Origin of the sequence: Streptomyces sp. NPDC016562, assembly GCF_043076955.1 — a bacterium.
In the GTDB taxonomy this organism is placed as follows: Bacteria; Actinomycetota; Actinomycetes; order Streptomycetales; family Streptomycetaceae; genus Streptomyces.
The window spans coordinates 152,513-174,683 of sequence record NZ_JBIBRZ010000006.1 but is presented as its reverse complement, the minus strand read 5'-3'; the positions used below and the strand labels follow the sequence as shown (position 1 = coordinate 174,683).

20 protein-coding genes and 1 tRNA gene are annotated in these 22,171 nt (G+C 72.3%); 13 read left to right on the top strand and 8 right to left on the bottom strand.

Annotation, left to right across the window (positions count from 1 at the left end; all coding sequences use genetic code 11):
- Positions 1-181: 181 nt before the first annotated feature.
- On the top strand, positions 182-3,031 hold the full coding sequence (locus ACF059_RS24385) for a penicillin acylase family protein (RefSeq protein ID WP_392060666.1): 2,850 nt from the start codon (positions 182-184) through the stop codon (positions 3,029-3,031).
- An 11-nt stretch (positions 3,032-3,042) separates the two neighbouring features.
- Here ACF059_RS24385 and ACF059_RS24380 read toward each other — a convergent pair whose 3' ends face one another.
- Complete coding sequence (locus tag ACF059_RS24380; protein WP_392060663.1) at positions 3,043-3,657, bottom strand: 5-formyltetrahydrofolate cyclo-ligase; 615 nt, start codon at positions 3,655-3,657, stop codon at positions 3,043-3,045.
- Positions 3,658-3,751: 94 nt separating this feature from the next.
- Here ACF059_RS24380 and galU point away from each other — a divergent pair, with 94 nt between their 5' ends.
- The 7 genes from galU to ACF059_RS24345 all read left to right on the top strand — a co-directional run bounded on the left by galU (position 3,752) and on the right by ACF059_RS24345 (position 9,143).
- Positions 3,752-4,654, top strand: a complete 903-nt coding sequence (gene galU, locus ACF059_RS24375; protein WP_360891349.1) for a UTP--glucose-1-phosphate uridylyltransferase GalU — start codon at positions 3,752-3,754, stop codon at positions 4,652-4,654.
- Between the two features lie 4 nt (positions 4,655-4,658).
- Entirely contained in the window at positions 4,659-5,996 is a 1,338-nt protein-coding gene (gene glp / locus ACF059_RS24370) for a gephyrin-like molybdotransferase Glp (protein WP_392060660.1), read from the top strand.
- Between the two features lie 73 nt (positions 5,997-6,069).
- Complete coding sequence (gene moaC / locus ACF059_RS24365) at positions 6,070-6,549, top strand: cyclic pyranopterin monophosphate synthase MoaC (RefSeq protein ID WP_362855888.1); 480 nt, start codon at positions 6,070-6,072, stop codon at positions 6,547-6,549.
- A gap of 32 nt (positions 6,550-6,581) precedes the next feature.
- Positions 6,582-7,139: a molybdenum cofactor biosynthesis protein B gene (locus ACF059_RS24360; RefSeq protein WP_392061213.1), complete on the top strand. Its 558-nt coding sequence runs from the start codon at positions 6,582-6,584 to the stop codon at positions 7,137-7,139.
- A gap of 17 nt (positions 7,140-7,156) precedes the next feature.
- The gene (locus tag ACF059_RS24355; RefSeq protein WP_392060657.1) at positions 7,157-7,792 is read left to right on the top strand and encodes a GNAT family N-acetyltransferase; all 636 of its coding nucleotides are present in this window, start codon (positions 7,157-7,159) and stop codon (positions 7,790-7,792) included.
- Between the two features lie 160 nt (positions 7,793-7,952).
- On the top strand, positions 7,953-8,990 hold the full coding sequence (locus ACF059_RS24350; RefSeq protein ID WP_392060654.1) for a hypothetical protein: 1,038 nt from the start codon (positions 7,953-7,955) through the stop codon (positions 8,988-8,990).
- Between the two features lie 79 nt (positions 8,991-9,069).
- A tRNA-Ala gene (locus ACF059_RS24345) sits at positions 9,070-9,143 on the top strand.
- Positions 9,144-9,244: 101 nt separating this feature from the next.
- Here the strand turns inward: ACF059_RS24345 and ACF059_RS24340 are convergent.
- The 5 genes from ACF059_RS24340 to ACF059_RS24320 form a co-directional block, all read right to left on the bottom strand.
- Complete coding sequence (locus ACF059_RS24340) at positions 9,245-9,667, bottom strand: acyl-CoA thioesterase (RefSeq protein WP_392060652.1); 423 nt, start codon at positions 9,665-9,667, stop codon at positions 9,245-9,247.
- 73 nt (positions 9,668-9,740) lie between these two features.
- Positions 9,741-10,850: a radical SAM protein gene (locus tag ACF059_RS24335; protein ID WP_361939056.1), complete on the bottom strand. Its 1,110-nt coding sequence runs from the start codon at positions 10,848-10,850 to the stop codon at positions 9,741-9,743.
- A gap of 46 nt (positions 10,851-10,896) precedes the next feature.
- Positions 10,897-11,592, bottom strand: coding sequence for a Phenylacetic acid catabolic protein (locus ACF059_RS24330; RefSeq protein ID WP_392060648.1), 696 nt, complete (start codon positions 11,590-11,592; stop codon positions 10,897-10,899).
- Between the two features lie 136 nt (positions 11,593-11,728).
- Positions 11,729-12,613 (bottom strand): helix-turn-helix domain-containing protein, encoded by an 885-nt coding sequence (locus tag ACF059_RS24325; protein WP_392060645.1) that lies wholly within the window; start codon positions 12,611-12,613, stop codon positions 11,729-11,731.
- Positions 12,614-12,796: 183 nt separating this feature from the next.
- Entirely contained in the window at positions 12,797-13,291 is a 495-nt protein-coding gene (locus tag ACF059_RS24320) for a GNAT family N-acetyltransferase (protein ID WP_392060642.1), read from the bottom strand.
- A 38-nt stretch (positions 13,292-13,329) separates the two neighbouring features.
- Between ACF059_RS24320 and ACF059_RS24315 the strand changes: the two genes are divergently transcribed.
- Entirely contained in the window at positions 13,330-14,133 is an 804-nt protein-coding gene (locus ACF059_RS24315; RefSeq protein WP_392060639.1) for an exodeoxyribonuclease III, read from the top strand.
- On the opposite strand, the gene ACF059_RS24310 is transcribed toward ACF059_RS24315, so the two are convergent.
- Entirely contained in the window at positions 14,115-14,840 is a 726-nt protein-coding gene (locus ACF059_RS24310; protein WP_392060635.1) for a MerR family transcriptional regulator, read from the bottom strand. The two genes, ACF059_RS24315 and ACF059_RS24310, sit on opposite strands and share 19 nt — an antisense overlap.
- Before the next feature lie 173 nt (positions 14,841-15,013).
- On the opposite strand from ACF059_RS24310, the gene ACF059_RS24305 reads away from it, so the two are divergent.
- The 4 genes from ACF059_RS24305 to ACF059_RS24290 all read left to right on the top strand — a co-directional run bounded on the left by ACF059_RS24305 (position 15,014) and on the right by ACF059_RS24290 (position 18,727).
- Positions 15,014-16,642, top strand: a complete 1,629-nt coding sequence (locus ACF059_RS24305) for a flavin-containing monooxygenase (RefSeq protein ID WP_392061211.1) — start codon at positions 15,014-15,016, stop codon at positions 16,640-16,642.
- Entirely contained in the window at positions 16,639-17,604 is a 966-nt protein-coding gene (locus ACF059_RS24300; protein WP_392060632.1) for an alpha/beta fold hydrolase, read from the top strand. The genes ACF059_RS24305 and ACF059_RS24300 overlap by 4 nt, the downstream gene beginning before the upstream one ends.
- Positions 17,601-18,485, top strand: a complete 885-nt coding sequence (locus ACF059_RS24295) for an SDR family oxidoreductase (RefSeq protein ID WP_361939038.1) — start codon at positions 17,601-17,603, stop codon at positions 18,483-18,485. The genes ACF059_RS24300 and ACF059_RS24295 overlap by 4 nt, the downstream gene beginning before the upstream one ends.
- Positions 18,486-18,559: 74 nt before the next feature.
- On the top strand, positions 18,560-18,727 hold the full coding sequence (locus tag ACF059_RS24290; RefSeq protein WP_392060629.1) for a hypothetical protein: 168 nt from the start codon (positions 18,560-18,562) through the stop codon (positions 18,725-18,727).
- 100 nt (positions 18,728-18,827) lie between these two features.
- Here the strand turns inward: ACF059_RS24290 and ACF059_RS24285 are convergent, their stop codons facing one another.
- Complete coding sequence (locus ACF059_RS24285) at positions 18,828-22,112, bottom strand: S41 family peptidase (protein WP_392060626.1); 3,285 nt, start codon at positions 22,110-22,112, stop codon at positions 18,828-18,830.
- Positions 22,113-22,171 lie beyond the last annotated feature (59 nt).

Genomic DNA, 22,171 nt, shown 5'->3' with positions numbered 1-22,171 from the left:
GGCAAGTAGTTCGTTACTTTACCTAATCTTTGACGCGCCCTTTACGCGATAACCACATTGTGAAACGCCTCTTGCCGCCTGTCCTCAGCACCTGCGGGCCCTGGCGGATCAACGAAGGACGTCCTGCGCCTATGGTTGCTCCCAGTACACCCAGGACCACCCTGCCCCTCTAAGGACAGCGATGCCCGCCAACGAAACCGCTCCTCCCGTCAAGAAGAAGGGGCGACGTGCCCGTCTGATCGTGCTCGTCCTGGTCCTGGCGCTCGTCGCGGGCCTCGGCTACGGGGCGTACTGGAGCGTGGACAGCGTGCGCGCGTCCTTCCCCCAGACGACCGGCTCCCTCAAGGTGCCCGGCCTGACCGGGACCGTCGACGTCAAGCGCGACGAGCACGGCATCCCGCAGCTCTACGCCGACAACGACGCCGACCTCTTCCGCGCGCAGGGCTTCGTCCACGCCCAGGACCGCTTCTGGGAGATGGACGTGCGCCGGCACATGACCTCCGGGCGGCTCTCGGAGATGTTCGGCTCCGGCCAGGTCGAGACCGACGCCTTCCTGCGCACGCTGGGCTGGCGCCAGGTCGCGCAGGCCGAATACGACACCAAGCTGTCGGAGGAGACCAAGAAGTACCTCCAGGCCTACGCCGACGGGGTCAACGCGTACCTGAAGGGGAAGTCCGGCAAGGACCTCTCCGTGGAGCACGCCGCCCTCAAGCTCAGTGACGGCTACCGGCCCGAGCAGTGGTCGCCGGTGGACTCGGTGGCCTGGCTCAAGGCGATGGCCTGGGACCTGCGCGGCAACATGCAGGACGAGATCGACCGGGCGCTGATGGCGAGCAAGCTCTCGCCGGCGCAGATCGACGAGCTCTACCCGCCGTACCCCTTCGACCGGAACAAGCCGATCGTCGAGGGCGGCAAGGTCGAGGGGGGCAAGTACGCACCCCAGGGCTTCAGCGGCGGCTCCGGTTCGGGCGGCGGCAGCGGCTCCGGCTCCGGCAGCGCCGTGGGCTCCCAGCCCTCCACGGCCATGGGCGGCGCCTCCGCCACCGGCCTCGCCGACAACGCCACGGCCCAGGGCGCGGCCGTGGGCCTGCGCACGCAGCTCGGCGCCCTCGCCGACACCCTGGACGAGATCCCCGCGATCCTCGGCCCCAACGGCAGCGGCATCGGCTCGAACTCCTGGGTCATCTCGGGCAAGTACACGACCACCGGCAAGCCGCTGCTCGCGAACGACCCGCACCTGGCCCCGCAGCTGCCCTCGGTCTGGTACCAGATGGGCCTGCACTGCCGTGCGGCCTCGCCCCAGTGCCAGTACGACGTGGCCGGCTACACCTTCTCCGGCATGCCGGGCGTGGTCATCGGCCACAACACCGACATCGCCTGGGGCATGACCAACCTCGGCGCCGACGTCACCGACCTCTACCTGGAGCAGGTCAAGCCCGAGGGCTACGTCTACGACAACAAGGTGCTCCCCTTCACCACCCGTGAAGAGGTCATCAAGGTCGCGGGCGGCGACAGCAAGAAGATCACCGTCCGCACCACCAACAACGGCCCGCTCGTCTCCGACCGCAGCGACGAGCTCGCCACGGTCGGCGCCCGCGCCCCCGTCGCCAGCTCCGCGCCCGACCGCGGCGACGGGTACGCCGTCGCCCTGCGCTGGACCGCGCTGGAGCCGGGCAAGTCGATGGACGCCGTGTTCAAGCTCAACCGCGCCAAGGACTTCGCGGCCTTCCGGGCCGCCGCGGCCGACTTCGAGGTCCCCTCCCAGAACCTGATCTACGCCGACAACAAGGGCGCCAGCGGCAACATCGGCTACCAGGCCCCGGGCCGGATCCCCGTCCGCGGCCAGGGCGACGGCCGGATGCCCGCCCCGGGCTGGGACTCCAAGTACGCCTGGAAGGGCGGCAAGGACGGCGCCGCCGGCTCCATCCCGCAGAGCGAGATGCCCTGGGACCAGAACCCGGCCCGCGGCTACATCGTCACCGCCAACCAGGCGGTCGTGGAGGGCGGGAACGGCGCGGGCAAGTACCCGTACCTGCTGACCACCGACTGGGGTTACGGCGCCCGCAGCCAGCGGATCAACGACCTCATCGAGGCGAAGATCAAGGACGGCGGGAAGATCTCGACCGACGACATGCGCACCATGCAGATGGACAACAGCAGCGAGATCGCCGCGCTGCTGACCCCGATGCTGGCGAAGATCGAGGTGTCGGACCCGGGCGTGCGCGCCGCGCAGAAGCTGCTGGACGGCTGGAACTACACGCAGGAGCCCGACTCGGCGGCCGCGGCCTACTTCAACGCGGTCTGGCGCAACATCCTCAAGCTGTCCTTCGGCGACAAGATGCCCAAGGAGCTGCGGATCGAGGGCAGCTGCATGAACGTCCTCGGCAACGGCACCGGCCCCGCCGACGACCTCGCCAAGACGGTCCGCGAATGCGGCACCCGCGACTCCGACTCCGCGCAGCCGGACGGCGGCGACCGCTGGTTCGAGGTGGTCCGCCGCCTGGTCAAGGACGAGAAGTCGCAGTGGTGGAGCGCGCCCAGGACCCTGACCCAGCCGGCGACCACCACCCGCGACGAGCTCTTCGCCCGGGCCATGACGGACGCCCGCTGGGAGCTGACCGCCAAGCTCGGCAAGGACCAGTCCACCTGGAGCTGGGGCCGGCTGCACCGGCTGACGCTGAAGAACCAGACGATCGGCACCGAGGGCCCCGGCTTCATGCAGTGGCTCCTCAACCGCGGCCCGTGGAACCTGGGCGGCGGCGAGGCCACGGTCAACGCGACCGGTTGGAACGCCTCCAGCGGGTACGGGGTCACCTGGGTGCCGTCCATGCGGATGGTCGTGAACCTCAACGACCTCGACAAGTCCCGCTGGATCAACCTGACGGGCGCCTCGGGGCACGCGTACAGCTCGCACTACACGGACCAGACGACGCTGTGGGCCAAGGGCGAGCTGCTGGACTGGGCCTTCAGCAAGGACGCCGTCGACAAGTCCACGGTGGACACCCTGACGCTCAAGCCCGAGGGCTCATAGGCGGCCGGGCGTCACGAGCCGAAGCGGCGCACCCCTGACGGGGTCGCCACCGCCTGCACGGGGTGGTCGTGCGGTTCCTCCGGGACCCGCGCGACCACCTCGTCGTCGTAGAGGAGCACGACCAGCGCGGGATGGGCCCCGGCGCGCTCCAGCCGCTCCAGCACCCGGTCGTACGAGCCCCCGCCGCGGCCCAGGCGCATGCCGCGCCGGTCCACGGCCAGCCCGGGCAGCAGCACCGCGTCGGCCCCGGTCACCGCGTCGGGGCCGAGCGGCGGGCCGGTCGGCTCCAGCAGGCGCATCTTGCCCGCGTGCGCGGTCTCGGCGAGGCTGCGCGGGCCCTCGTACACCGCCCAGTCGAGGTCGTTGTCGGGCAGCAGCAGGGGGAGCAGTACGCGCTTGCCGGCCGCGCGCAGGGCGTCGAGGAGCTCGCGGGTGCCGGGTTCAGTGCCGACGGAGACGTACGCCGCGACCGTGCGGGCACCGGCCAGTTCGGGCAGTTCGAGGGCCCTGGCGGCGAGTGCGGTGGCCGCCGTGCGGCAGGCGTCCGGGGACAAGGCGCGGCGGGCGGCGAGGAGTTCCCGGCGCAGCGCGGCCTTGGCGGAAACGGGGAGCGGGTTCTTGGCCACGGCGGAATCAAATACCCTTGCGAATCGGGACATAAGCGGATCTACGTACTGCGGTCTGGTCGGGCGTTCGTGGGCACCCACTATCGTTCGGGGCATGACTATGTTGCACCCCGTGATCAAGAAGGCCGTGATTCCGGCCGCTGGCCTCGGTACTCGGTTCCTTCCGGCGACCAAGGCGACCCCCAAGGAAATGCTCCCGGTTGTGGACAAGCCGGCCATCCAGTACGTGGTGGAGGAGGCGGTCGCGGCCGGGCTCGACGATGTACTCATGATCACTGGGCGTAACAAGCGTGCTCTGGAAGACCACTTCGACCGGAACTACGAGCTGGAGTCGGCCCTCATCGCCAAGGGCGACGACGACCGGCTGAAGAAGGTCCAGGAGTCCAGCGACCTCGCCACCATGCACTACGTCCGCCAGGGCGACCCGCGGGGCCTGGGCCACGCCGTGCTCTGCGCCGAGCCGCACGTCGGCCGCGAGCCCTTCGCCGTCCTGCTCGGCGACGACCTCATCGACCCGCGCGACCCGCTGCTGCGTCAGATGGCCGAGATCTACGCCCGCACCGGCGGCACCGTCATCGCCCTCATGGAGGTCGACCCGGCCAGCGTCCACCTCTACGGCTGCGCCGCCGTCGAGCCGACGGACGAGGAGGGCGTGGTCCGCGTCACCGGCCTCGTCGAGAAGCCGGAGCCCGCGGACGCGCCCAGCAACTACGCGGTCATCGGACGCTACGTCCTCAACCCCGCGATCTTCGACATACTGCGGGAGACCGAGCCGGGCCGCGGTGGGGAGATCCAGCTCACCGACGCCCTGCAGAAGCTGGCCGCCGACGAGAGCGTCGGCGGTCCGGTGCACGGCGTGGTCTTCCGAGGCCGCCGCTACGACACCGGGGACCGCGGGGACTACCTGAGGGCCATCGTCCGCCTCGCGTGCGAGCGCGAGGACCTGGGCCCGGAGTTCCGCACCTGGCTTCACCGTTACGTCACGGAGGAGATGTAGCACCTTGAGCAGTTCCGCACCGCAGGACACTGGCCACCGTCTGTGGTCCGTGGACGAGCACCTCGCGGACGTCCTCGCGGCCGTCCGGCCGCTGGAGCCGATCGAGCTCCAGCTGCTGGACGCCCAGGGCTGTGTCCTGGTCGAAGACGTCACCGTGCCCGTCGCGCTCCCTCCCTTCGACAACAGCTCGATGGACGGCTACGCCGTCCGCACGGCCGACGTCCAGGGCGCGAGCGAGGAGTTCCCCGCGGTGCTGACGGTCATCGGGGACGTCGCGGCGGGCAGCGGTGAGCTGCCCACCGTCGGCCCCGGCGAGGCCGCCCGGATCATGACCGGCGCGCCGCTGCCGCCCGGCGCGGAAGCCGTCGTACCGGTGGAGTGGACCGACGGCGGCGCGGGCGGCGGTGCGGCCGCAGGGATGACCCCGGCCAGCGCCGCCCCGGAGCGGGCGGGCGGCGAGGTACGGGTGCACCGCGCCGCCGAGGCGCGGGCGCACGTCCGCGCGCGCGGAAGCGACGTCCAGGCCGGTGACCTGGCCCTGGCGGCCGGTACGGTCCTGGGCCCGCCGCAGATCGCCCTGCTGGCCGCCATCGGACGCGGCACCGTCCGGGTCCGGCCCCGCCCGCGCGTGGTGGTCCTGTCCACGGGCAGCGAGCTGGTCCAGCCCGGCGAGCCGCTGACCAACGGGACGATCTACGACTCCAACAGCTTCGCGCTGGCGGCGGCCGCGCGGGACGCGGGGGCCATCGCCTACCGGGTCGGTGCCGTCGCGGACGACGCCGACACCCTGCGCGCCACCATCGAGGACCAGCTGATCCGGGCCGACCTGCTGGTCACCACGGGCGGGGTCAGCGTCGGCGCGTACGACGTGGTCAAGGAGGCGCTGTCCGGCGTCGGCGCGGGCGAGGACGGCGTGGAGGGCGGCGGCATCGACTTCCGCAAGATCGCCATGCAGCCCGGCAAGCCGCAGGGCTTCGGCTCCATCGGCCCCGACCACACCCCGCTGCTGGCGCTGCCCGGCAACCCGGTGTCCTCCTACGTCTCCTTCGAGCTGTTCGTGCGCCCCGCGATCCGCGCCCTCATGGGGCTGCCGGAGGCGCAGGTCCGCCGGCCCAGCGTGCGGGCGGTCCTGCGGGCCGACAAGGCGCTGGGCTCGCCGGCCGGCCGCCGCCAGTTCCTGCGCGGGACGTACGACGCCGAGAGCGGGACGGTGAGCCCGGTCGGCGGATCGGGCTCCCACCTGATCGCCGCGCTGGCGCACGCCGACTCCCTGATCGTCGTACCGGAGGACGTCACCTCGGTGGAGCCGGGGGCCGAGCTCGAAGTGGTCCTGCTCGGCTGAAGGCGGGCCGGTGCGGGTAGCGTGTGTCGCACCACACAGGCCCTTCGGGGGCCCAGAGCGGAGCGGCACAGCAATGAGTACCCAGAGCAGGCTGACCCACATCGACGAGGCCGGCGCGGCCCGGATGGTCGACGTCTCCGAGAAGGACGTCACCACCCGGACGGCCCGCGCCAGCGGACGGGTCCTCGTCTCCCCCCGGGTGATCGAGCTGCTGCGCGGCGAGGGCGTGCCCAAGGGCGACGCCCTCGCGACCGCGCGGATCGCCGGGATCATGGGGGCGAAGAAGACCCCCGACCTGATCCCGCTGTGCCATCCGCTGGCCGTCTCCGGCGTGAAGGTCGACCTGTTGGTCGCCGACGACGCCGTCGAGATCCTCGCCACCGTGAAGACGACCGACCGCACGGGCGTCGAGATGGAGGCGCTGACCGCCGTCGCGGTCGCCGGGCTCACCGTGATCGACATGGTGAAGGCCGTCGACAAGGGCGCGGTCATCACGGACGTCCGGGTGGAGGAGAAGACCGGCGGCAAGTCCGGCGACTGGGCGCGGTCGTGAACGCCCCGCGCGGCGGCGAGGTCCACAGCCACCTGCCGGTCCCGGAGGCGGGCGCGGCCGGAACCGGAGCGCCCGTACCCGCTTCCAAGGGCAGGGCCCTGGTCGTCACGGCCTCGAACCGGGCCTCCCAGGGCGTGTACGCCGACAAGGGCGGCCCGCTGCTGGCCGAGGCGCTGGAGCGGCTCGGCTTCGCCGTGGACGGCCCCCGGGTGGTCCCCGACGGCGATCCCGTCGAGAAGGCGCTGCGCGAGGGCGTGGCCGCCGGGTACGACGTCATCCTGACCACCGGCGGTACCGGCATCTCGCCCACCGACCGCACCCCGGACGCCACCGCGCGGGTGCTGGACTACGAGGTCCCCGGCATCCCGCAGGCCATCCGCGCCGAAGGCCTGGCGAAGGTGCCGACCGCGGCCCTGTCCCGGGGCCTGGCGGGCGTGGCCGGGCACACCCTCATCGTCAACCTGCCGGGCTCCACCGGAGGGGTGCGCGACGGCCTCGCCGTCCTGTCCCGGATCCTGCCGCACGCGGTGGACCAGATCCGGGGCGGAGACCACCCCAGACCGGCGGACACCTCCGGGAGCGCGAGCTGAACAGCCCCACCTGGCCGGTGGTCCTGCGGGACGGCGACGTCACGCTCCGGCCGATAAAGCTGCGGGACCAGAAGGCCTGGCGCGAGGTCAACCGGCGCAACCGCGACTGGCTGCGGCCGTGGGAGGCGACGATCCCGCCGCCCGCGCCGTGGGGGCCGGTGGTCCAGCGGCCCACGTACCGGCAGATGGTGCGCCACCTGCGGGCGGAGGCGAGCGCGGGCCGAATGCTGCCGTTCGTGATCGAGTACCGGGGACGGCTGGTGGGCCAGCTGACGGTCGCCGGGATCACCTGGGGCTCCATGTGCGCGGCCCACGTCGGCTACTGGGTGGACCGCGAGGTCGCCGGCCGCGGCGTGATGCCGACGGCGGTCGCCCTGGCGGTGGACCACTGCTTCGGGAAGGTGGGACTGCACCGGATCGAGGTCTGCATCCGCCCCGAGAACGGGCCGAGCCGGCGCGTCGTGGAGAAGCTGGGGCTGCGCGAGGAGGGGCTGCGGCCGCGCTACCTGCACATCGACGGGGCCTGGCGCGACCACCTGGTGTACGCGGTCACGGTGGAGGAGGTGCCGGAGGGGCTGCTGCGCCGCTGGCACCGGGCGCGGCAGTCGCAAGCCCCGCAGTCTCCGCAGTCTCCGCCGACGCCGCCGAAATAGCGTAAACGAATATCTGTTCGAATTAATCCGCGGTCTGAACCGATTCGCCCATAACCTGATCCGAAGAATCACAAAAAAAGTCCGTGATATCAGCGAGATCGCGCGACACACCGGCCCAATTGGCCGATCCCCTCGCCCGCACCCCTCTACGGTGTGGGGTGTGAGCAGCAGCGGCCTCATCTACGCAGTCATTGTCGGGGCCTGGGCCGCCTACTTGGTGCCCATGTGGCTCCGGAGGCAGGACGAGCTGAACGAAGCCCGTCCGACGGAACGCTTCTCCACCGCCATTCGGCTGCTTTCCGGCCGGGCGGGAATGGAGCGCCGTTACGCCAAGGGGCTGCGTGAGCGCGGTGGCGAGGAGGCGGGGCCCCAGCCCCACGCGGACCCGGACGCCGCGACGGAAACGGTGAATTCCGTTGACGCCGACGCCCGGGCCGTCGTCGTGCCCCCGACCAGGGCGGAGCCGAGACCGGCCACCGCCGAGCGGGAGCAGCGGGCGGAGCGGGCCCGGCGCGAACAGCGCCTCCAGGTCCTCGCCCGCCGTCGGCGCACCACCGCGCTCCTCTTCCTGGTCTTCACCCTCGGCGCGGTCGTCGCCGCGGTCGGCGGCCTGCGCTTCCTGTGGGCCCCCGCCGTGCCCGCCCTCCTGCTCAGCGCGTACATCGTGCACCTGCGGGTCCAGGAGCGGCGGCGCTACGAGTTCACGATGGACCGCAGGCGCGCCGAGGCGGCCGCGCGGCAGCTGCGGGAGAACCGCCCGCGCCGCCGGCCCGCCGAAGGCGCGGCCGAGACCGGCGTCGCCGAGCCCGACCCCGCGCCGCCCGTCTCGCCGCAGGAGGCGGGGCGGCGGGCGCTGGTCGAGCAGACCGACCACGCCGAGTGGGTCGACCAGCAGCGCGAGCGTGAACGCGGCCCCGCACGCGGCGACAGCTGGGAGCCGGTCCCGGTCCCGCTGCCGACGTACGTGACGGCCCCGGTCGCCCCCCGCGCCACCGGCCCCGCGACCCCGGACGCCTGGAGCGCGACCCGCTCCAGCACCGCCGAGCCGACGGAACCGCGCCTGCGCGCCCAGCCCGAGCCCGCCAAGCCGGACCCGAAGCAGCCGACCACCCCGCGCCCCCGCAGCCAGGGCCGCGGCCGCACGCCGCTGTTCGACCAGTACGAGAGCGACGAGCGCCCCCGCGCCGCGAACGAGTGATCGCTGACCTGCGTGGACGCTCCCCGGTTACCGGTTTTGGAGCACCCGCGCGGGGATGCTAATGTTTCACACGTCGCAAGGGCCTGTGGCGCAGTCTGGTAGCGCACCTCGTTCGCATCGAGGGGGTCTGGGGTTCAAATCCCCACAGGTCCACAGACGACAGTTCGCGGGTTGCTCCCGGGAACGTCAAGAGATCCCGTCCGGTCGTCAGACCGGACGGGATCTTTGTTTGTGCCGGACGCCCCGGACGCCCTCTAGAGGCCGAGGACGGCGGGGTGTTCCGCCAGGGCGCGCAGGTGGCCGCCGGGGTCGGGGACCAGGCTGCGGGCGGACAGGTCCAGGAGTCCCAGCGTGCCCGTCACTTCCGCCGCGAGGGTCCCGTCGGCCTTGCGGATGTCCTGGCGGAGCCGGAAGGTCTTGCCCTCTCCCCAGGTGAAGAGACAGAAGACGTCGACCTCCTCCCCGCCCTGGAGCTCCCGCTTGAACTTCAGCGTGCATTCGAGCTGGGCCGGTCCGACCCCGCTCGCCAGCAGTTTGTCCCCGGGCACCCCCGCGGCCCGGAGAACCTCCCACAGGGCGTGCTCGCAGTACTGGAGGTAGACCGCCTGGTTGAGGTGGCCGCGGGTGTCGAGCTCGTACTCGCGGACACCGATACGGACGCTGAACGGCTGGGGCACGTCGGTGGATCCCTTTCTGGTCGCAGTGCTTCGCAGTACTTCGCCGTGCTGTCGTGCGGGGCCGGAGTCCCGGTCAGGCCGTCCGGTGCGGGCTGTACGGGGACCAGCTCCACTGGCGCCAGTACCCCTCCGAGACACCGAGCCAGGTGCGCAGGGAGTCCGGGCCGTCGAGGAACTCGTGCATGCTCATCAACAGCCAACTGTGCACCGCCTGGCTGTCGCGGCAGTCCCCGCAGTGGCCGGAAGTACAGCAGAACTGCACCGTCTCCAGGTCGGCGCCCCACGCGTTGAACCCCGGCAGCACCGGATTGCCGTTGGCCATCCGCTGCTCGTGCGCCTTGTGGTCGACGCTGATGCTGGGGCAGACGTCGTAACCGAAGCTCTGGCCGTGCGAACGGCCCGTGATCAGGGCCTCGATGTAGTACGGGTCGTTGACCACCGCGTCGGGGAACAGCTGTTGCACCCGCAGGGCCTCGTTGAGGAGTCTGCGGCCCTCCGGCTCCCTCAGGGGATGCTCGCCGCCGTACTCGCTGTAGAAGTTGAAGCTGACCAGATTGCCGTTCTCCGCCATCTTGCGGACGGTCTCCTCGATGTAGCCGGAGCCCTGTTCGGTCAGCGCGTAGACGAAAGTGGCCCGCGGGTCACCGCGGTAGTTCTCCAGCGCCGTGTCGATGAGGCCGGAGAAGCGCCGGCCGTTGGGGTGGATCGCGCGCAGCTGGTCGTCCAGCGGGCCGCCGCCGAAGACGGACACCGCTATCGCCACCTCCTCGAAGCCCTCCATCGGCAGCGCGAGCAGACCGTTGGTGGAGATGGTGACGAAGTCCAGCAGGTCGACGAACGGCCGGATCCGGTCGGGGACGAGCGTCGGCTCCCCGCCGATCAGCAGGGCCGAGGTGACCCCGTCGGCCTTGATGCGCTCCACGAAGGCCCGGACCTTCGTCAGGTCGCGCTCGTCGCGCACCGCCGAGTCGAAGTCGTGGGCGAAGAACCAGCACCCGTCGCACCGGATGTTGCAGGCACCCGTCAGGTGCACCTCCGTGTTGCGGACCTTGCGGCTGAACGAGCGCAACGCGTCGAGCCGGACGCCGAGTTCCGGCTCCTGGCGGACGATGTCGGCGACCCGCTCGCGGATCTCCTCCCGGGAGCGGGGCCGACGGGTGAGGTTGAGCGGTACGGATGACATGGGCGGGCTCCTCTGCCAACAGGTGTTCCGGGCCGGCCGTGCGGGGTCATGACGGGACGCTCAGGCCGAGCTTGCGCACCTTCGCGCCGCCGCGGACCTCCCAGTCATGGCGGGCCTCGGCGTTCGTGCGCGTGCGCAGGCCCCAGCGGACGGCTATCTCCGCCTTCTTGGCCTCGGGGTTGCCGAACACCGCGAGGGAGTGCGGCCACAGCCGGTCCACGGCGGCCTGGACCTGCTTCTTGCCGTCCGGGTCCTTCACCAGGCCGCGGACGATCCGCGCGCCGTGCGCGATGTGGACCCGCTCGTCCTGGATCACGGTCCGGAAGGAGTCCGCCCAGGGGCGGTAGCTGCTGACGGCCATCTCCTTGAGCAGCTCCATGACGGCGTCCTCGATGAGCCAGGACACGACACCGCGCTCGGCCCACGTGGTGCTGTTGTGGAAGTCGGCGGACAGGAAGAGCTTGCGCCGCTCCTCCAGCGACTGGGTCCCCATGTACGCGGTGTCCACCCCGAGGTCCGCGAGGACCGCGCTGGCGACCTTGAAGTGGTTGAACTCCTCGGCGGCCCGTTCGCAGCAGACCTGGCGCTCCTCCGCGTTCGGCGCGAGCGGGTAGAACACCCGGATGTAGTCGTCGGCGCCGGACAGCTCGCCCTCGGTGTGGATGAGCATCTGGCGTTTGGCCATGTCCTGGTACTCGTCGGGCATGTCGAGGAACTCGGCAGGGGTACGCACTACGGTCACTTCGTCGTCCAGCGGCACCTTGGTCACCTTTTCTCTGGTCAGGCGAGGTCTCAGGGCGGCATCACCCTGACACGGGCGCTGTGGGGTGTCTTGTAGAAACCGGCCCTGACGCCCGGCGGCCGGCGGGCGCCCCGGATCAGGCGGTGAGCGCGACGCCGGTGGGCTCCCCGGGTATCCGGTCCAGCGGCTGCGGCCCGGCGGCTCCCCACCTACGGCGGACCAGGAAATCGGCCGGGGTCAGACTGGTCATCGCCTTGAACTCGTGGTGGAAGTGGGCCTGGTCGTGGAATCCGCAGGCCGAAGCCGTCGCGGCGGCCGACTGGCCGCCGGTGAGCATGCGCAGCGCGGAGCGCAGCCGGGCCACCCGCGCGGCCGGTTTCGGCGAGAGGCCGATCTGCTCCTCGAAACGCCGTCTCAGCTGCCGTTCGCTCCAGCCGACCTGCGCGGCCAGCACGCCGAGGTCCGGCGGCCGCGGCCCGGCGGACAGCAGCTGCCAGGCCCGCGCCACCTGCGGGGCGGCCGGGGGCCCCTTCTCCAGGGCGCGGATCAGGACCGAGTCGAGGAGGCCGAAGCGGCCGGCCCAGCCCGGGACGGAGGCGAGCACGGCGGGAAGGGTCCGGCCCCGGACGCCGAGTACGTCCTCCAGCGCGACGACGGTGTTGGCCAGGCCGTGCAGGCCCGTCCCGAGGAGGGTGAAGGCGGTCCACGGGGCGAGCATGATCTGGAGGCCGCTGACGGGACCGTCGTGCTCGACGAGCACCGCGTGCGTGTGCAGACCGGACGCCAGGGAGACGTGGGAGGCGGCCGGACCCGGCGGGTCGCCGTGCAGGTCCGTGACCGTGGCCGGGCCGCCGAATCCGGCGACCAGGGTCACCATTCCGTCGGGGAGCTCCAGCCGCCGGCGCACTCCGGCCGGATCGAGGCGAAAGCCCCGGTAGCCGCAGACCCCCGGGCGTAAGCGCGGGTGCGGCAGGGTCCAGGCGTACTCCCACGTTCCGGACGGGCAGGACCAGACCCTCATGGCAGCTCCTCGTCGTGGCATGACCGGCAGGGCCACGGCGGTCCCGATGGTCGCTTTTGGCAACGTAAGGCGCCGAACCGGTCAGGCGTGAGACCAAGGATCGTCAGTTCTGCCCTTTTTGAGACGGGCTGGATGACGGGCTGTGGGACGGGCTGTCTGACGGGCGGGGAGGGAGGGCGTGCGTCAGCCGTTCAGCGGCTTCGCCATGCAGCGGCTGGAGTCGTAGAAGCGGTAGTAGCCGAACTTGGCGGAGTGGGTGTAGCCGCAGGAGAGGTAGAGGGCGATCGCCTCCGGCTGCCGGTCGCCCGTTTCGAGGACCATGCGCCGGCGGCCCGCCGCACGGGCGTCCTCTTCCAGGGCCGTCAGGATCCGGCGGGCCAGACCCAGGCCGCGGGCCTCGGGGACGACGTACATGCGCTTGAGCTCGGCGTCACCGTCCGAGTACCCCTCGTCGTTCTTCTCCTGCCTGCGCCAGCCACCGCTCGCGACCGGGGCGTCCGTGGCGTCGTACGCCAGGAGGTACAGGCCCTGCGGCGGGGCGAACATCGCCGGGTCCAGGAAGGTGGCGTCGCCCTCGCCGTCGTACCGCTCCTGGTATTCGAGCTGGACCCGGTCGTTGAGCTTGACCGCGTCCGGGTGGTCGTACGGAACGGTGCGCAGCTGTATGCGGTGAGACATCCGAACATCGTACGGAACCGTCCCGCTAAGGTGCTGGGATGCTCACCGTGACCTCCGTGAATGTGAATGGGATCCGCGCCGCCGCCAAGAAGGGCTTCGGGGCGTGGCTCGAGGGATCCGACGCCGATGTGGTCTGCCTTCAGGAGGTACGGGCCGAGGAGGGGCAGATTCCGCAGGAGGTGCGCAGCCCGGAGGGGTGGCACACCGTGTTCGCTCCGGCGGCCGCCAAGGGACGGGCCGGGGTCGCGCTGTACACGCGCCGCGCGCCCGAGCGGGTGCAGGTCGGCTTCGGGAGCGAGGAGTTCGACGCCGGCGGGCGGTACCTGGAGATCGATCTGCCCGGTGTGACCGTGGCCAGCCTCTACCTGCCCTCCGGGGAGGCGGGGACCGAGCGCCAGGAGGAGAAGTACCGGTTCATGGCGGAGTTCCTGATGTACCTGCGCGAGCTGAAGGTGCGGGCGGCCGCCGGCGGGCGGGAGGTCGTCGTGTGCGGTGACTGGAACATCTGCCACCGGGAGGCCGACCTCAAGAACTGGAAGACGAACCGCAAGAACGCCGGCTTCCTGCCCGAGGAGCGGGAGTGGCTGGGCAAGGTGTACGCCGAGGCCGGGTACGTGGACGTCGTGCGCGAGCTGCACCCGGACACCGAGGGGCCGTACTCCTGGTGGTCCTACCGCGGGCGGGCCTTCGACAACGACGCCGGCTGGCGCATCGACCTCCAGGTGGCGACCCCGGGCCTGGCCGCGAGGGCGGTCAAGGGCTTCGTGGAGCGGGCCGAGACGCACCCCGAGCGCTGGTCCGACCACGCGCCGGTGACCGTGGTCTACGAACTGGGCGCCTGATCCGAGGCCGGGGCTGCGGCTACGTCCGCGGCCGGCGCCTGGGTTCCGGCCGCCAGGCGGTCCATCGCCATCGTCAGCTCCGCCTCGACGACGCTCTTGGCCAGCGGGCGCAGGCGCGGCAGGGCCTCGGGCGGCAGGTGCGCGGCGATCAGCTCGGTGAACAGGAGCGCCATCGCGTCGGCGTGCTCGCGCACGCGCCGGCCCGCCTCCAGCACCGCTGACAGCGGGACGCCCTCGCGGACCAGGGCCGAGGAGGCGTCCAGCAGGCGGCGGCTGACGTGCACGATCGTGTCCCCGTCGACGGCCAGGTAGCCCAGGCCCAGGGAGGCCGCCAGGTTCTCCGGGGTGACCTCGCCCTCGAAGTAGTCGGCCAGGGCCTCCGGCGTGAGCCGGACCGGGGTCTCCTCGGACCCGGCCATGCCGAGGAGTTCGCCGAGCTGGCCGACGTCGCGGCCGGACTCGAAGGCGGCGGTCAGCTCGGCGATGCCGCCGAGGGTGTGGCCGCGCTCCAGCAGGGCGGCGATGGTGCGCAGCCGCGCCAGGTGGTGGTCGTCGTACCAGGCGATGCGGCCCTCGCGGCGCGGTGGCGGGAGCAGTTTGCGCTCGCGGTAGAAGCGCAGGGTACGGACCGGGATGCCGGCCGCCTCGGCCAGTTCCTCCGTGCGGTACTCGCGCACCGTCTTCGCTCGCGTCTCTTCCTTCGCCACAGACGCACCTTATGGCGTACCGGCGGTAACTTTCCGGGCGTGACCCCTACCCATGAGTACGGAGCTGCTCTACCCTCCCGATTGTGCCAGTGATTGCTGGCAGTGTTTCGATGGTGTGCGGCGTTGCGTGGCTGGGACTGCGGATGAAGCGGAAGGCGGCGGACATGGGCGGCATGGGTGGCACGGGCACGGCCGGCACGGGCGGCAGGCGCGTCACGGGCGGGCGTGAACACGTGCGGGTGGCGGTGATCGGGTCCGGATTCAGCGGACTGGGCGCCGCGGTACGGCTGCGGCGCGAGGGGATCACCGACTTCGTCGTCCTGGAGCGGGGTGACGCGGTCGGCGGGACCTGGCGCGACAACAGCTATCCGGGGTGCGCCTGCGACGTGCCCTCACACCTCTACTCGTTCTCCTTCGCGCCGCATCCGGACTGGCCCCGGACCTTCTCCGGGCAGCCGGCCATCCGCGCCTACCTGGAGCACGTCGCCGACACCTTCGGCCTGCGGCCCCACATCCGGCTCGCGTCCGAGGTCCGGATGATGCGCTGGGACGCCGAGGAGCTGCACTGGGAGATCGAGACCGCGCGGGGCGAGCTGACGGCCGACGTGGTGGTCTCGGCGACCGGTCCGCTCTCCGAGCCCAAGACGCCCGAGATCCCGGGGCTCGCCCAGTTCCCCGGCAAGGTCTTCCACTCCGCGCGCTGGGACCACGACTACGACCTCACCGGCAAGCGCGTCGCCGTGGTCGGTACGGGCGCCTCCGCCATCCAGATCGTGCCCGCCATCGCCCCCGACGTGCAGCGCCTGACGCTGTTCCAGCGCACCCCGCCGTGGGTCATGCCGCGCACCGACCGGGCCATCACCGCCGTGGAGCGCTGGCTGCACCGCCAGCTGCCCTTCACGCAGGCGGCGCGCCGCGGCCTGCAGTGGGGAATCCGCGACCTCCAGGTCAGCGCCTTCACCAAGCGGCCGAACCAGCTCGGGCTGGTCGAAGCGCTCGCCAAGGCCAACATGGCCCGCTCGATCAAGGACCCAGCGCTGCGCGCCAAGCTGACGCCCTCCTACCGGATCGGCTGCAAGCGGATCCTGCTCTCCAGCACGTACTACCCGGCCCTGGCCCGGCCCAACGTGGACCTGGTCGCCTCCGGGCTGAAGGAGATCCGGGGCTCGGTCCTGGTCGCCGCCGACGGGACGTGCACCGAGGTCGACGCGATCATCTTCGGGACCGGCTTCCACGTGACGGAGCTGCCGATCGCCGAGCGGGTGGTCGGTGCGGAGGGCAAGACCCTCGCGGCCCAGTGGAAGGACGGGATGGCCTCGCTGCGCGGAGCGAGCGCGGCCGGCTTCCCCAACTGGATGACGATCATCGGCCCGAACACCGGGCTCGGGAACAGCTCGATGATCCTGATGATCGAGTCGCAGCTCAACTACATGGCCGACTACCTGCGCCAGCTCGCCGTCCTCGGCGGGAGCAGCCTGGGCGGCAAGGTCGCGCTGTCCGCGCGGCCCTCCGCCGTCAACAAGTGGAACCGGCACGTGCAGGACCGGATGAAGCGGACGGTGTGGAGCACCGGCGGCTGCACCAGCTGGTACCTGGACGCGCAGGGCCGCAACACGACGGTCTGGCCGGGCACGACGGGCGAGTTCCGCCGCGAGACCCGGACCGTGGACCTCGCCGAGTACGAGGTCGTACGGGTCCGCGGCCGGGAGCGCGAGCGGGTCCCCGTGTCCACGGGACCCGAAGCGGAGCCGCAGCCCCAGCCAGGCGCCCCGGCCGCGGAGCTCGCGGAGGGCGCCGCGTGAGCCGGCTGACGCACGTCACCTCCGGGCCGTTCGCGCCGCCCGCCGCGCGGCGCGAGCTCGTCGCCGTCTCGGCCGACGGGGCCCGGCTGCACGTGGAGGTGCACGGGGAGGAAGGGGCGCCGGCCGTGGTGCTCGCGCACGGCTGGACCTGTTCCACCGCGTTCTGGGCCGCGCAGATACGGGAGCTGGCCACGGACCACCGGGTCATCGCCTACGACCAGCGGGGCCACGGCCGCAGCCCCGCCGCCGCGGCGCACAGCACCACCGCCCTGGCGGACGACCTCGTGGCGGTGCTCGGCGCCGCCCTCGCCCCCGGGGAGCGCGCGGTCGTCGCCGGGCACTCCATGGGCGGCATGACGATCATGGCGGCCGCGGGCCGGCCCGAGTTCACCGAGCACGTCGCGGCCGCGGTGCTGTGCAGTACCGGCAGCTCGCGGCTGATCGCGGAGGCGCGGGTGGTGCCGCTGGCCGCCGGGCGGGTACGGGCCCTCATCACCGGCGCCGTCCTCGGGTCCCGCGCCCCGCTCGGGCCGGTCACGCCCGTGGCCCGCACGGTCCTCAAGTACGCCACCATGGCCCCCGGTTCCGCGCCCGACCGGGTCGAGGCGTGCGCCCGTATCGTCCACGCGTGCCCCACGGCGGTGCGCCACGCCTGGTCCCAGGTGCTGGCGGGGCTGGACCTCGACGCGGGCGTGGCCCGGCTCGCCGTGCCGACCGCCGTCGTCGCGGGCACCGCCGACCGGCTCACGCCCGTCGTGCACGCGCGCCGGCTCGCGGCCGCGTTGCCGGACTGCGTGGGCCTCACCGAGCTCCCCGGCATGGGGCACATGACCCCGATCGAGGCCCCCGAGGCCGTCAGCGCCGTCATACGGGGCCTCGTCCGGTCCGCGAACGGCACGAGCGACGCGAGCGATGCGAACGACGCGAGCGACACGAACGACACGAAGGAGACGACGCGATGAGTCCGCGCAGGAGTCTGGAAGGCCAGGTCGCCGTCGTCACGGGCGCCGCCCGCGGGGTCGGTGAGCTGCTCGCGCGCAAGCTCTCCGCCCGCGGCGCGAAGGTCGCCCTCGTCGGTCTGGAGCCGGCGGCGCTCAAGGAGGTGTCCGAGCGGCTGCACACCGACAGCGACCACTGGTACGCCGACGTCACCGACCACGAGGCCATGGCCCGCGTCGCGCGGGAGGTCAAGCAGCGCTTCGGGAAGGTCGACATCGTGGTCGCCAACGCGGGCGTGGCCGCCGGCGGCCCGTTCGCCGAGTCGGACCCCGACGCCTGGCGGCGGGTGATCGAGGTCAACCTCATCGGCGGCGCCGTCACCGCCCGGGCGTTCCTGCCCGTACTCATGGAGAGCCGCGGCTACTTCCTGCAGATCGCCTCGCTCGCCGCGCTCACCCCGGCGCCCATGATGACCGCCTACTGCGCCTCCAAGTCCGGCGTCGAGGCCTTCGCCCACTGCCTGCGCGCCGAGGTCGGCTACAAGGGCGTCAAGGTCGGCGTCGGCTACCTCTCCTGGACCGACACCGACATGGTGCGCGGCGCCGACGAGAACGACGTCATGCGGGAGCTGCGCCAGCGCCTGCCGTGGCCGTCCAACCGCACGTACCCGCTCGGGCCCGCGGTCGACCGCATCGTCGCGGGCATCGAGCGGCGCTCGCCGCACGTGTACGCGCAGTGGTGGCTGCGCGGGATGCAGGGGATGCGCGGCTACCTGCCCGGGATGATCGCGGTGGCCGGACAGCGGGAGATGAAGCGGTTCGAGCCCCGACTGGGCAGCGTGTCCAAGGGGCTTGTGGGGGCCGGCGGAGCCGCCGACGAACAGGAGCGCGCCCAGCACCGCTGATCGAAATGCGAGGTTTGTCCTCCCATGTCACCCTGATCGAGCCCGACCACCACCACCCCTCAGGGAGTGAAAGCATGGGTATCAGGGAGCAGTTCGAGGCCAAGGCGCAGCAGCTCAGGGAGCGGGCCCAGCGGGCCGCGGAGGGCGCCCGCGCCGAGGCGCCGGAGCGCGTCAGCGAGGCCGAGGGCGCGCCGAGGCGCAGGTTCGACGGCATACGCGACGAGGTCGACGACCGGGCCTGAACGCGCGGGAGCACCCGCGGACAGCGCCGAAAGCACCACCGCAGCACAGCGCCGAGGGGCGCGGTCCCGCCGTTCGGGGACCGCGCCCCTCCTGCGTGCCTCACTGCCTGGGCGGCAGCTTGGGCCGGCGCCGGTCCGGTACGTCCGTGTAGCCGGGCGGTACCGCGGCCGGGTCCTGTTCCAGCAGCTCCAGCGCCAGGTGCACGGCGTCGTCCAGCTGCGCGTGCCGCCCCTCCGCCCAGTCCAGCGGGGTGCGCTGGATCTCCAGGTCCGGTTCCACGCCGTGGTTCTCCACCGACCACCCGTACTCGGGGAACCAGGCGGCGTTCATCGGCACCGTGATCACCGTGCCGTCGCCGAGGGTGTGCCGGCCGGTCATGCCGACGACCCCGCCCCAGGTGCGCTGGCCCACCACCGGGCCGAGGCCCAGCAGCTTGAAGGCCGCGGTGATCATGTCCCCGTCCGAGGAGGTCGCCTCGTCGGCCAGCGCCACGATGGGACCGCGGGGCGCGTTGGAGGCGTACGAGACCGGCTGGGCGTCGCGGGTCAGGTCCCAGCCGAGGATGGAGCGGGTCAGCTTCTCCACCACGAGCTCGCTGATGTGCCCGCCCGCGTTGCCGCGCACGTCCACGATCAGCGCGGGCCGCGACATCTCCATCCGCAGGTCGCGGTTGAACTGCGCCCAGCCCGAGCCGCCCATGTCGGGGATGTGTAGGTAGCCGCACCGGCCGCCGCTGATCTCCCGGACCACCGCGCGCCGCTTGGACACCCAGTCCTGGTAGCGCAGCGGCCGCTCGTCGATCAGCGGCACGACGGCGACCCGGCGGGCCCGGCCCTCGCCCTCCGCGGGCTCGAAGGTCAGCTCCACCGTCGTCCCGCCCGCCGCCGCGAGCAGCGGGTAGGGCCCGGTCACCGGGTCCACGGGCCGCCCGTCCACGTGCGTGAGCACCGCGCCCTCCCGGATGCCGGTGCCGGCCAGCGGGGAGCGGGCCTTGGAGTCCGAGGACTCGCCGGGCAGGATCCGCCGGACCACCCATGCCCCGTCCCGGGGGACGAGGTTGGCGCCGAGCAGGCCGATCGCCCGCTGGTAGTGCGGGGGGCCCTCGTTGCGGCGGGCGGGGGAGACGTAGGCGTGCGAGGTGCCGAGCTCGCCGAGGACCTCCCGCAGCAGGTCGGCGAACTCGTCCGGGGAGGCGACCCGTTCGACGAGGGGGCGGTACTGGCTCAGCACCCCGTCCCAGTCGATGCCGCACATCTTGGGTTCCCAGAAGTACGCGCGGATGATCCGCCCGGCCTCCTCGAAGGCCTGGCGCCACTCGGCCGCCGGGTCCACCTCGTGCAGGATGCGCCGCAGGTCCAGGTAGACGGTGGAGTCGCTGTCGCCCGACTCGGTCGCCGGGACCGCGCGCAGCTCCCCGTCGTCGTTGATCACGAGCCGGGTGCCGTCCCCGCTGACCGCGAACCAGTCCAGTCCCGAGGCCAGTTCGGTCTTACGGGCCTTGGTGAGGTCGAAGTGCTCCAGCGTCGGCTTGCCGCTGATGTCGGCCGGGTTGGCGAAGGTCTCGCCGAGCGCGCCCGAGATCGGCCAGCGCAGCCACACCAGGCCGCCGCCGCTGACCGGGTACAGGGCCGAGTACTTGGACGCGGTCACCGGGAAGGGGGTGACCCTGCTCTCCAGCCCCTCCACCTCCACGGTCACGGTGCCGTCGCCCGTGTCGCCCTCGACCGGGTCCAGGCCGCCCGCCGCGGGCCGCCCCTCGGCGGAGAGCGCGAAGGGGGAGGGGGTCGCGGAGGACAGCGGCACCAGGTACGGGCGGCAGCCCAGCGGGAAGGACAGGTCGCCGGTGTGCACGTCGTACACCGGGTCGAAACCGCGCCACGACAGGAAGGCCAGGTAGCGGCCGTCCCGGGTGAAGACCGGGTTTTCGTCCTCGAAGCGGCCGTTGGTGACGTCGACGATCGTGTGCGCGCCGGGGCCGGAGATCCTGGCCATCTTGATCTGCCGCAGCGAGCGGCCGATGCCCGGGTGCGACCACGTCAGCCACGCGCCGTCGGGGGAGAAGGCCAGGTCGGTGACGGGTCCGTTGATGGACCGGATCAGCTCGGTGACCTCGCCGTTGGACTCCTCCGTGCCCGCGGCGTCAGCCGCTTTTTCGGACACAGTGATGAGCAGGAGCCGCCCGTCGTTGGAGGCGATGGCGAGCCGCTCGCCTTCCGGGTCGGAGAGCAGCTCGGTGACGCGTCCCAGCCGGCCCGAGGCGAGCCGGCGCGGCTCCCGCTCGCCCGAGGCCCGCGGCAGGGAGGCGATCTCGATCGCGTCCTCGCCCTCGGCGTCGGTCACGTAGGCGACCTGACCGCCGCTGCCGAGCATCTCCGGCAGCCGCACCCGCACGCCCGGGGTGTCGGCGATGGTCCGGGCGGGTCCGTCGCGGTGGGTCAGCCAGTACAGGCTGCCGCGCACCACGACCGCGCTGGCCCGGCCGGTGGTGTCCACGGAGAGCGAGTCGACGTGGTGGGCGGCCGCGACCTGGTAGGGGCGCCGGCCGGCGCGCGCGCCCCCCAGCCGGACCCGGAGCTTGCGCGGGACGGCGTCGGGGGCCAGGGATTCGACGAGCCAGATGTCCCCGGCGCACTGGTAGACGATGCGGCGGCCGTCGCTGGAGGCGTGCCGGGCGTAGAACTCCTCGTGGTCGGTGTGGCGGCGCAGGTCGGTGCCGTCGGGCAGGCAGGAGTAAAGGTTGCCGATGCCCTCGTGGTCGGAGAGGAAGGCGATGCGCCCGTCGACGAACATGGGGGCGTCGAGGTGGCCCTCGATGTCCTCCAGGAGCCGTTCGCCGTGCAGCCACAGGCGGCCGGTGGCGCCGCCGCGGTAGCGCTTCCAGGCGGCGGGCTCGTGCGGGGGCTTCCCGGTGAGCAGCAGGCTGCGGTGCTCCCCGCCGATGTCGGCGACCTGGATGTCGGAGCAGGGCCCCCAGGGCAGGCGGCCGCCGGGGCTGCCGTCCGTGGGCACCTTGTAGGCCCAGGCGTAGTGCGAGAAGGGCTGCCCGTGCGAGGAGACCGCGAGGACGTTGCCGTCGGGGTCCCAGCCGCAGACGCGGGTGTCGGTGGCGCCCCAGTAGCTGAGCTGGCGGGCGGGGCCGCCGTCGACGGGGACGAGGTGGATCTCCGGGTCGAGGCTGCGCCAGGTGGTGAAGGCGATGTGCCGGCCGTCGGGGGAGAAGCGGGGATGGCTGACCCGGGTGCGGTCGACGGTGATCCGCCAGGCCCGGCCGGGGACTTCGCCGTCGGGGACCAGCGGGGCGACCCAGAGGTCGTCCTCGGTGGCGAAGCACAGGAGGTCGTCGTGCAGGTGCGGGAACCGGAGGTACGCGACGTCGTGACTCACCCCCCAATGCTTTCCGTGCCGGGGGGCCCTGGCAACTCGTACAGGTGATCCAGGTCACC

Excerpts from the sequence above, each read along its gene's own strand:
- ACF059_RS24315 (WP_392060639.1), top strand. The coding sequence starts at position 13,330 with ATGCTCACCGTGACCTCCGTGAATGTGAATGGGATCCGCGCCGCCGCC.
- ACF059_RS24295 (WP_361939038.1), top strand. The coding sequence starts at position 17,601 with ATGAGTCCGCGCAGGAGTCTGGAAGGCCAGGTCGCCGTCGTCACGGGC.
- ACF059_RS24305 (WP_392061211.1), top strand. The coding sequence starts at position 15,014 with ATGGGTGGCACGGGCACGGCCGGCACGGGCGGCAGGCGCGTCACGGGC.
- galU (WP_360891349.1), top strand. The coding sequence starts at position 3,752 with ATGACTATGTTGCACCCCGTGATCAAGAAGGCCGTGATTCCGGCCGCT.
- moaC (WP_362855888.1), top strand. The coding sequence starts at position 6,070 with ATGAGTACCCAGAGCAGGCTGACCCACATCGACGAGGCCGGCGCGGCC.
- ACF059_RS24385 (WP_392060666.1), top strand. The coding sequence starts at position 182 with ATGCCCGCCAACGAAACCGCTCCTCCCGTCAAGAAGAAGGGGCGACGT.
- ACF059_RS24335 (WP_361939056.1), bottom strand. The coding sequence starts at position 10,850 with ATGTCATCCGTACCGCTCAACCTCACCCGTCGGCCCCGCTCCCGGGAG.
- ACF059_RS24320 (WP_392060642.1), bottom strand. The coding sequence starts at position 13,291 with ATGTCTCACCGCATACAGCTGCGCACCGTTCCGTACGACCACCCGGAC.
- ACF059_RS24325 (WP_392060645.1), bottom strand. The coding sequence starts at position 12,613 with ATGAGGGTCTGGTCCTGCCCGTCCGGAACGTGGGAGTACGCCTGGACC.
- ACF059_RS24290 (WP_392060629.1), top strand. The coding sequence starts at position 18,560 with ATGGGTATCAGGGAGCAGTTCGAGGCCAAGGCGCAGCAGCTCAGGGAG.